The organism is Metabacillus arenae, from assembly GCF_014773385.1.
Taxonomy (GTDB): domain Bacteria; phylum Bacillota; class Bacilli; order Bacillales; family Bacillaceae; genus Metabacillus_D; species Metabacillus_D arenae.
Map to the genome: position 1 here is coordinate 245,268 of NZ_JACXAI010000001.1, position 11,115 is coordinate 256,382.

The following is an 11,115-nucleotide window of genomic DNA, read 5'->3' on the forward strand; positions in this document are numbered from 1 at the left end:
TCAAATTCAATAAGCCTCATCAGAACATTCTCTGTTCTTTATATTGAAAAAACACATATAGATCTAATTATTTTAGCGCACATCGTTCTTAATAAAGAACCTAAGTTAATTTTACATCTTTTTTTTGTTTGCAGCAACAAATTTTTGTTTACAGCAGACAAAAATTACTGCAATAAAAGAAAAGTCCAAGCATTTAATATTTTTCTGAATTTTATATAGAAAGAAACTAAAAAGCTTCTACTAACTAGGGTTAAATGGAGGTATTCTATTGACTAAAATACAAATTAAAAATAGTTTAAAGACAGATCTAGAGGATTTAGATATTGGCGAATTATGTTTAACTACGGATACAGGGGAATTATTTATAGGTACTGATAATGGTAATATGCAACTTGCCAATAAAAAGGAAATTGGAAAATTGTCAAATTTAATAACTTCTGACAAATCTAACATAGTCAATTCTATTAATGAAATAGTAGAAAATAAAAGTACCATTAATATAAATCTAGATGATTTAAATGATGTAGATACATCATCAAATACTCCTGAAGCAGGAAATATCCTTTCTTATAATGGAACAACATGGATTCCTAAATCTATTTCTAGCTATGTTGTTGAACTTGATCGTTGGGGAATTAAAAATAATGGAACAGATGCTTTGAATACAACGAATGGAATTAATAATGCACTAAAATGGGCAAGAGATAACAGTTTCTATACTGTTGTATTACCGAAAGGGCAGTATATTATTGATAAAAATTCTTCAGTATTACTAGAAAGCAATACCCATTATAAATTTTATGATTGTTTATTCTTTAAAGAATCAAATAATCTTACTGGTTACTCAATTATTACTTGTGATGGAATTAAAAATGTATTAATTGAGGGTGCGGCAGTAAAAGGTGACAGAGAAACTCATGATTATTCTAGTGGTGGCACACACGAATGGGGACATGGGATTCAATGTATTAATTCATGTTACAACATTACTATTAAAAATTGTGAAGCTTATGAATGTACTGGAGATGGGTTTGTAACGATAATGGATTTTTCTGCACTTGGCGGAGTTCAACATCCAGCACATTTTGCAAAGGGAGACATAGATAGTCAAGGAAATATTGATAGTACAAAAACAAACTATACGACAGTTTCAAGATATTTTGATGTAACTGGTAACTTAGTAAAATCTGTTGGATACTTTTATTACTCTGGAGATGGTTATGGGGGTTATGGTATTGGAAGTAACCTTAATAAAACGGTCATTAAAGTACATTTTTATAAAGCAGATAACACCTATCTTGGTTTTAGAAATACTCGTACTTATGAATTTATCTATCTAGAATCATTACCGGTTGGGACGACAAAAGTAAGATTCTCATTTATACAAAACTTCGATTTAATGAATGGCAATCTACACTATGTCATGTGTGCAAAAATTCCTCAGTATATTAATTTTTCGAATTGTAAATCGCATAGAAATAGAAGGCTCGGTGCATCAATTAATGGAGGTAGATTTATTACATTTGATAGTTGCGAAATTTATAATAATAGTAATCCTATGAGTACATCAACTGGTGTTAATCCTGGTTATGGTATTGATATTGAAGATGGTTACATGACAAATCAAAAAATTACAATTAAAAACTGTAATATATATGATAATAGAGCAGGGGCATTTGTCTGCATTAGCACTAGAGGGGTTCATGTAGAAAATAATAAATTTAGAGGTTCGTTTGTTTTCTCAGGCAGTGGAGATGATTATTTCTCATTAAATAACATGTACTATGGAAATATTAGTGGCAGGTCAATAACCAGCGGGGTTGAAAAGGATGGCACATTTTGTACGTTTAGAAATGATTCAGTATTCGGCGCCTCAGTCTCTGTATTAGCTGGCAACACCACTATAGAAAATTGTGTATTTTCTAAAACCAGCCTGACTTTAGGTGGTGAAACAGCAAAGGTTATCAATTGCAAGCTTACTTTTGATGATCCAGAAAAAGATAATGCATTAGGTTTTTCAGGAAAAAATATAGAGGTATATAATTCCTTATTCGATATTAGACGGTCAAAGGGTGTGGCATCAGCTTATTATAATTCCAGTGATCATGTACTTTTATCAAATGTTAAAATTCACACAAATGAAACTAGTGGCGGACACTACGTAGGAACGAAAAACTTAATTATAGATAATTGTGAATTTATTCATAGTGGAACTACTACAAACTATAGCCGCATGATGGTTTCTGAATTTATGAGAGTGGAAAATTCAATTTTTAAAAATCAATCATTTAGATTTGATGGCGGCAACATGTATGGAACAGAACAATTAGCAATAGACACTGGATACATTACACATAGTTTTAAGAATAATAAAATAATATGGGATGCTCCATACTCAACATATACTCATGAGGCCAGAGGACCTGGCATTGCCTTCCTCTATATACCAAGATTAGAAATCTTGAATAATATTTTTAATGTTATAGACCAAGGCATTTCGCTCGGCTCGTTGTACACTTTAAGAATATTTACAGAAAATCATTTGAACCTTTCAATTAATACAATAATTACTACTAAAACTTCGAATACTAACACGAAAGGAACCATTACAATAGAAGGTGTTTATAGGAAAAGTGGATCAACAATACCAATACCGAAAACAACGATTGTTGATCAAAACAATGTTAAAATAAATTCAGAAATAATATATACTGATAATGTGCAGGAACAATTTTAATATTATTTTATTAATGTCAAAACATAATAGGACTTCGAAAACAGATTGCTTTTTAAAATGAAATATAACAACATTCCTCAAAAATAATGTTTCAAAACCAAATTATGTATTTATATTACAAAAAGCTGTGTGAAATATCTACACAGCTTTTTTATGCTGTTTTCTTTTGCCCATATGGTACCAATCTACTAGTGTTAAAATTATTAATATTTCCGACCAGGAACTTCCCGAATTTTAACTTATTAACAATGTAAGCAAATATAATTGAACATGAAATTGTAATTATTGATGCAAATAAAAGATATGTGAATTTATTTAAATAACTAAAAGGTAATGCTAGTTCTAACAAGTGGATGAAAACCATGTGAAGTAAATAAATGCAAAATGAATAATTACTAAGTAAAAATATTATTCTAGGAGTTTTAGGTATAAGTTTTGAAATTAAAATAATAAAAAAAATTATGCTTATTGTATAAAAAATCATATCAATCCTTTTCGAAGTTGTATACTTAAATATTGCATATTTGTTTACTACGACACATAAAGAATACGTTACTAATGGTAAGAATATAAAGACGTACTTTAATCTTAATAGAAATGATAAAAAAACATCATAAAATTTTCCACAGTAAAAACCTAATGAAAAGTAAAATATCCAGCCGAGGAATGGTAACCAATACCCATACCTCCAAATCTCTTTGAAGAATAAACTTGTATTTGGAGGATCCATAAAATTAAAAATCCCCAGATAAACAACATTTATTACAAAAGTCAATGGTAAAATAAATAATGGTGATAATTTATTCAGATATTTATTAAAAGCTAAATGTAAAAAGTAAAATTGGAAAACAATTAAAACAAAATACAATATTGAATGCCCTAAAAGAATATTTTTTAAAGACTCAATGACTAAGGATTGTATACTAAAGTTTTCCAAATGCAAAATGGCATAAACAATATTCATAAACACAAAAGGCAAAAATATATATTTAATTCTTTTTCTTATAAATTTGCTTGGCAATTTTTTAGGATATTTTTTGGACAAAAGCATCTCAGAAATAAACACAAAAATTGGTGTACCAAAGAGACTCGCTAAGAGAAGATAATTCAAAAATATACTATAAATGTTAGCTGGTTCGATGTGATTAAATTCCACATTTGTTAATTGAATAGTATGACCTATTACTACAGCAACACATGCAAAAGCTCTTAACCAAAAAATTTCATTTAAATTGTTATTAATTTGCATAGTATTTATTTCCTTTCAAATTTTGTGTATTTATTAATGTTTATTTTGTAATATCAATTTTTACTGAGCACCCCCTTTGAATATACCTAAATACCTCTGTTTAGAAGAAACTAATATAACTTTTATTCTATTAAAAGCAGTTCTCAATATATATTGAAATTCTTTATTTCTATAAAATATTAAAATATAAATTATATTAGGTACAATTAAACAAATTGTACCTAATCCAAATAAAGATAGGAGGCTGTGCCCATTCACTAAAGTATTGCATAGATATGAAGTAACCACAGTAGTTATTATGGTTAATATTGCATAATACCCATATTTAATGAAATAGGACCTAACAGGTCTCTTAAAAACATTTTTATAAACAATGAATGGTTGAGTCCAAAATACTGTTGAAATTGTACTAATTGTAGTTCCTAAGATTATCCCAGCTAAACCAAAAAATTGTAATAGTACTAGTGAAGCAATTAAATTAATGAGTCCTTCAATCAATGGAGCATACTTATCTTGAACAAACAATCCTGCCTTATTTTTAAAGGTAGCTATGGCTGCACGCATTCCAGTTAAATAAAAGTTGATTAAGACTAAGACAAATACTATCCAATCTAATAAAAATTCTTCACCTATCCACCAACTAATAAACGGTTCTAATAAATTGTATAAGGAAATTACACCAAATGAGTACATCCAAAAGTTAACAAGATAAGTTACCTTAAATATTGAATAGTTTTTATTATTGCTTTCCGTAGCAATTAAATTTCCAACACTAGCACCAATTCCATTCAATATTTGAGCTAATAAAGAAGATAATTGACCAATTACCATCGTATAGTTAGAATAAATTCCTACAGTTGCAACACCAATGAAAGTGGCAATCAGAATGTTATCTGTTCCAAATACAAAAAAACCACCGATATTGTGTAAAAAAAGAGCTTTTACATTCATTATTATGTTATCTTTTGTATCCTTATCAATTGAGTGCTTTACTTTCGTTTTTATATACGAATATCGTTTGTTTACTATACGACCGTTAACAATATTTTGGATTACAAAAATTAAAAGTTCAATTATTAGATATAAAATATAATTTTGTGTATAAACAAGCACAGTAATTTTAGCTAAAGTAGTAAAAGCTTGGAAGATAAGATCCATCTTTGCTAATATATACCCTTTTTGATCTGCATTTATCAAGGACCATTTGTGTGCATTCAAATATGAAACCATATTTTTTGCTACAAATAAGAAATATATTAATGTAAGGTTGGAAATAGAATCTCCATCTTTCATTAAATTATCTAGGAAAGGATATAAACAAAGACTTATTAATAGAATAATAATAGCTAAAATCCCATAAACTTTTTTGTACAACTGAACAAGGGCTATAACTTTTTGTCTATCATTTTCAGCGAGTGGCTTATAAAGATTGTAAACAATACTCATCCCTATTCCGCCTTCAACTAAAGCCATCATCGATAAAACATTTGTTAATAACCCATTAACTCCTAAATAATCTATACCCAAACTATCTAGAAATACTTTCCTCGAAATAAAACCTAGAATAACCATAATAACTTGAGATAAGAGACTTATTGAAATATTCTTTAAGGAATTACTTGTTCTCATAAATTAACTAGTCCTTTAAAATTAAGAGTTAGGTGAAATCTAAAAATCTATACTACCTTTGAAATAATTTCACTTTGGTATTTCTTATCTTCAATATTATCAACTTTAGTTCCGTTAGGAATTTCACCTACATATTTATTTTTTACAGGAGCCTTTTCTACTGCTTTTTGCAAAAACCATTCATATTCTATATCGATATGTCCAATATCGATCGCTTGATACCCACTTAATGATAAGTCATAAGATAATATAGTAGCAGTTGGCCCTAGAGCAATTAAGATTAAATTTGATTTTTGAAGTTGCTTCACTTCTTTCAAAATTTCAATGTATTTTGAAAAAGCATTTGTTGAGGGACAAATAATTCTCTTAATTGATGAAACATTATCATATAAGTCGTTACCCATTCCTAATCTACTTTGTTCGCCTTCTACAATAACAACATCTCTTTTATCCCATAATTCCTTAAATTTTTGAAAATATTTTTCCGATTTGCTTTTTTCTAGGTGATCAATATATAATCGAGTTACTAGTGAATCATAATACCACTTTTTGCTATCTATTAATTTATAGATTTTAACCCTATTTAGATTTAAATATTTTAACCAATATTTTTTTGACTTCTCAGTACACCAATCAACATTATTAAATACGTTGGGTATACAAACTTCATGATTTCTTTGGTTACTCTTTATAATTTCTCTTAATCGAATTTCTATCTCTATACTATGTTGTTGAAATAACAAACTTTCTCCATACATAAGTGTAAATTCACCATCTCCATATCTGCTTATTGAGACCCGGTCAGTAATAATCTTATTTAAAGTTTCTTCTGTAGACCTTATTAATGGTGGTTTAACAAAAAATGAAAAAATTCTATTATACATAATAGTTATTAAAACTTGAATTTTTAGCAATTTGTAGTACGTATTTAATAAAATTCTTTTCATATAATTTTTTTCCTCGAAACAAGATTAACTATTATTATATAAAATATAGGATGAACTTTAGTAGCGATTAATAGTATTTTTACTGTTTTAAGATATTCCCTCATTTTTATTGTTTTATTAAAATACTGATTTAATATAATTGCAACCTTATAATATTCCTCTTTATATTCATGCCATTTTTTCTTACCAGCTATTATATTTAAAACATTCATAGCACTATTTGCTAATTTTAACGTTACTAAGTTTCTTAATTCTGGATAATTATTATCTATAAACCTATACATTTCATCATATACAAGAACACTATCTATTCTTACGTTTTTTATAGCACGATCCATTGTACTATCTTCACGTTTGATATAATGATATTTAGGAGCACCAATGCAGCAAACTCGGTTACTTTCATGAATAACTCTATATGTGAATGCAGTATCCTCATAAATAATCCCGGTTTTAAATCGAATATCTTTTAATAAATTCTTTTTAAAAATTTTTGTCCATACAACTTCGTCATATAACTTTCCTTCGAGCATAGCTTTCATTGCTTGTTTCTTATCGTGTATTATTAATTGATGCCTACCATTAAAAACTGTTTTATTACTATAATGAATTGCACTTGAGCAACTTGCTATATCACATTCATTTTCAATACACATGTTATAAAGCAATTCAAACATATCAGGTTCAATCCAATCATCACTGTCAACAAACCCAATATAGTCACCTATCGCTACATCAAGACCAGCATTTCTTGCATCAGACTGGCCACCGTTTTCTTTATGTATTACCTTTACTCTTTTATCTTTTTGAGCATACTTATCACAGATCTTCCCACAATTATCAGGCGATCCATCGTCCACGAGTATAAGTTCAAATTCAGTTAATGTTTGCGTTAATATTGAGGTTATACATTTGTGTATAAATGGTTCTACCTTATATACTGGAACAATAATACTAATTTTAGGATCCATATTGTTATTCCTTTCTAGTCAACAAAATTGAACAATTTAAATACTTCATTAGTTGTATCTAAATTGGTTCTTGATAAATTTTCAATTAATTTATTTCGTTGTTCAGGGTTGTCAATAAGGTATTTAACTTTTTGGTATATATCATCAACATTACAATTGACAATTAAACCATTATGTCCATTTTTTAGTTGCTCATATGCTCCAATAAAATTTGTTGTTACTATCGGTTTTTGTAAGCACTTTGCTTCTGCTAAAGTAAGACAATACCCTTCATGCCTTGAGGTTTGAACATAAATATCTGCTTTAACTATAAATGGATAAGGATTAGGTGATGATCCTAATAGAATGAAATCATTACTTAAATTATAATGTTCTATAAGCTTTTCATATTCTTTTCTATCAAACCCATCGCCGACACAATACCACCTGACATCATAACCTTCCTTACGCAGCATCGATAAAGCTTTAATTGCTAGATCTTGACCCTTTTCCTTTGAAAGTCTTCCTACTGTTACAATTTTCAATCCTTTAAATTTCTCATTAAAACCTATAAATTTTTTCGACATTTCATTGATAAGTTTATTAGAAACAATATTTAGGAAAACTTCTGCCTTTCTCTCAACTGCAGGGATTTTTTTTAATAATTGCTTTTTTGCCTCGTTTGATACTACAAATACCTTTTCAAATTTTTCATATAGTTTTTCGTATAATTTTTTATTAACTTGGTGTTTTGAAACATCAAAGTGCACCCACGAGATTTTCTTTTTTGAATTCACTTTATTTGCAATATAATAGTCAATTACATCAGTAGGTCCTTGATATGCTATCGCCACATCATATACATCAATTTTTACAGGAACACCTTTGAAAACCTGCTTGTAAAAAAAATACCTATCATCTAACTTTTTAGATAATAGGTTGGAATAAATAAAGGATGGTATTTTTGTATATTCTTTATTTTGGAAATAGGCATTGATTGTTTGTTGAGGTGGTTGTATTATTATTGGCTTAATTTTATTAAACCAGGTAGCTTCTTCTACGTTAACCCATTCTGGTACATAATCTAAAAAATCGCCCTTTTTTTCTAATAATAATAGTGTAATATCATACCGTTCTTTTGGAATAACAGATAGAAGAGAAAGTAGTGATTTTTCTACACCTCCAATATTCATACTACTAACCATAAATAAAATTTTTTTCATAACCAAGCTCCCTTTTATTCAACAATATTCTGATTGATATCTGTCCTTCACTAAGGAGTTTAAATACTATCTGCTAATTTATTTAATTTTTCTATTTCTTTTACAGTGTCTATCTCATTATTTTTCAGATTTGATTGCATTTTATTTTTCAAATGTTCATCATTTAATAACCGTTTTAATGCAACTAACAAATGATTCTCATCAAATTTTACAATTAAACCTGTTTCTTCATTTAATATCTGTTCATTTGCACCTGTAAAGTTCGTAGTTATTATTGGAATTTGGAAACAACGAGCTTCTGAAAGGGTTATACAGTAACCCTCATGTTGTGAAGGTTGAACATAAATATCACATTGTTTCATAAAAGGATATGGGTTTGGATTAGCCCCCATTAGTATGATGTCATTTTGAACATTGTATTTTTTAATAAGCTTTTCATATTCTTTTCTCTCATTTCCCTCTCCTATACAATACCACCTTACTTTATAACCTTCATTTCTAAGTTGTGCTACTACTGATATAGCTAAAACCTGCCCCTTTTCTTTGCTTAAACGTCCAACAGTTAAAATTCTAACTCCTTCAAAATCATCATCAAATCCTCTTCCATCATCAGCCATCTCAACTATTAATCTTTGTGACATAATATTTAAAAAACACATTGTTTTATTTTTAATTCCTGGTACTAATTTATCTAATTTATTTTTTCCTTCATTTGATACAACAAAAATCCTATCAAATTGTTTGTAAGTTATTGAAGCAAAATATTTATCAAACCCTATTTTTGTAACATCGAAATGGATCCATTGAATTCTCTTTTTGGCCTTTATTTTTTTTACAACAAAATAGCTTATAAAGTCCATTGGGCCTGCATAAGCTACTGCAATATCATATTCCCTATCTATCTTAGGGTACTTGTTCAATATATACTTAAAAAATATACTTCTGTCTTTAAGAACCTTTGATAGTATATGAAAAAAAAGTATTTTAAAAGCTTTAACATATTTCCCAACCCTGAATAATTGTAAAGCGGTTTTATGAGGTGGACTGTTTAGTGCACCTTTCAGTTCTTGGTAATTTTTTAAGTATTCAACCTTTACCTCAGATGGAACAGAGCTCAAAAAACCACCAAATTCCTCTAGCATTAAAATAGTTATCTCATATTTTTCTTTTGGGATCTCTGCAATCATGTTAAGTAATGCTTTCTCAGTTCCACCCACATTCATATTTATTACCATAAAAATGATCTTCTTTTTCATATAATCCCTCTAAATTTATTCTGATTTAAAAAATCATCAAGCTTAGAAAACTGATTCCTAGCATTATGCAAGACCATATCTAAATTTGTTTTATTCTTAAATGACCTACTAAGCGTATTTTCATCAAATTGCAAAAAAAGTTTATCCATATTAATAAGAACATTCGTAAGATTAATGTCCTCAAACATATTGGTGGTTTTTTTGCTGTAGATAATCGGCATTACCCCAATTCCAAGTAACAAAGCTAAAATATTAGCATGAAATCTAGCCGCAATAAATAAATTAAAAGAAGCGATCAAACTAATCGCTTCTTTTAAATCACCTTTATATTCGTATATAATTACTTTTTTGAGTTTATTAGAGGAAAGTTTTGATCTAATTTCATCTATAACTTGTAAATCTCCCTCTTGCTCACAAAAAGACATTAAACAGCATTCATAATCCTTTTTCACAAAAGATTCAATAGTTCTAACTGTACTACAAATATAGTCATTATGGTATTTCTCTAAACCTTGTTTATGCCTTACATCTATTATTGAAAATCCAATTCTTTTATGAACCGTACCGGTAAAATATTCATTTATATCCATTTGAAAAACAATATCCGGTGCGTACCTAACTTGTGGAAGATTCTTAAATAAATTATATGAATATAAATCTCTAAAACAAACATCGTCACAAAGGTTGAAGAACTCCCTATAATCGTTTAAAAATGCTTCTGACTTAAAAGGTCCAAAGTTTGCTCCGAGAATAAATATTGACTTTCCTCGAATCTTAAATTCCTTAACCATTTTCATACGATCCTGGTATAGTGTTTGATGATAATCTTCTTCTCTAAAAATAGAACCACCAATAAACAATAACGCATCATGCTCTTCAGCTACTTTATCATAGTTAGTTATGGAATCTGAGATTTTAAGACGCTGCCCTATTTTATTGAAAAGTGAATATTTTCTTCTGTTAACATTATGATATTTAGAAATAAATTGATCGTAATTATCACCAAGATAATTTATTGTAAAATCACACTGGGGAAATTTTTTTGCAAGTATATCTAAAAATAAATCGTCACCTAAATTAAATTGCAAATAAATATCCACAAAAACTTTTTTCATTTACTTTCA

The 11,115-nt window shown here is 28.4% G+C and carries 8 protein-coding genes; 1 reads left to right on the forward strand and 7 read right to left on the reverse strand.

All coding sequences use genetic code 11. The features are described from left to right. Positions 1-268: 268 nt before the first annotated feature. Positions 269-2,737, forward strand: coding sequence for a right-handed parallel beta-helix repeat-containing protein (locus tag IC621_RS01280; protein WP_224752239.1), 2,469 nt, complete (start codon positions 269-271; stop codon positions 2,735-2,737). 151 nt (positions 2,738-2,888) lie between these two features. On the opposite strand, the gene IC621_RS01285 is transcribed toward IC621_RS01280, so the two are convergent. Genes IC621_RS01285 through IC621_RS01315 form a run of 7 tightly spaced genes read right to left on the reverse strand, consistent with a single transcriptional unit; the run spans position 2,889 to position 11,106 of the window. Continuing rightward, positions 2,889-3,986 (reverse strand): acyltransferase family protein, encoded by a 1,098-nt coding sequence (locus IC621_RS01285; RefSeq protein WP_191154924.1) that lies wholly within the window; start codon positions 3,984-3,986, stop codon positions 2,889-2,891. 60 nt (positions 3,987-4,046) lie between these two features. Then, the gene (locus IC621_RS01290) at positions 4,047-5,615 is read right to left on the reverse strand and encodes a lipopolysaccharide biosynthesis protein (RefSeq protein ID WP_191154926.1); all 1,569 of its coding nucleotides are present in this window, start codon (positions 5,613-5,615) and stop codon (positions 4,047-4,049) included. Between the two features lie 47 nt (positions 5,616-5,662). Then, the gene (locus IC621_RS01295; RefSeq protein ID WP_191154928.1) at positions 5,663-6,562 is read right to left on the reverse strand and encodes an SP_1767 family glycosyltransferase; all 900 of its coding nucleotides are present in this window, start codon (positions 6,560-6,562) and stop codon (positions 5,663-5,665) included. Next, on the reverse strand, positions 6,559-7,533 hold the full coding sequence (locus IC621_RS01300) for a glycosyltransferase (RefSeq protein ID WP_191154930.1): 975 nt from the start codon (positions 7,531-7,533) through the stop codon (positions 6,559-6,561). Before IC621_RS01300 ends, IC621_RS01295 begins: the two co-directional genes overlap by 4 nt. A gap of 14 nt (positions 7,534-7,547) precedes the next feature. Then, on the reverse strand, positions 7,548-8,735 hold the full coding sequence (locus tag IC621_RS01305; RefSeq protein WP_191154932.1) for a glycosyltransferase: 1,188 nt from the start codon (positions 8,733-8,735) through the stop codon (positions 7,548-7,550). Between the two features lie 59 nt (positions 8,736-8,794). Further along, a complete protein-coding gene (locus tag IC621_RS01310; protein WP_191154934.1) occupies positions 8,795-9,991 on the reverse strand; it encodes a glycosyltransferase in 1,197 nt (398 codons plus the stop codon). Further along, positions 9,988-11,106, reverse strand: coding sequence for a polysaccharide pyruvyl transferase family protein (locus tag IC621_RS01315; protein WP_191154936.1), 1,119 nt, complete (start codon positions 11,104-11,106; stop codon positions 9,988-9,990). Before IC621_RS01315 ends, IC621_RS01310 begins: the two co-directional genes overlap by 4 nt. Positions 11,107-11,115: the final 9 nt, after the last annotated feature.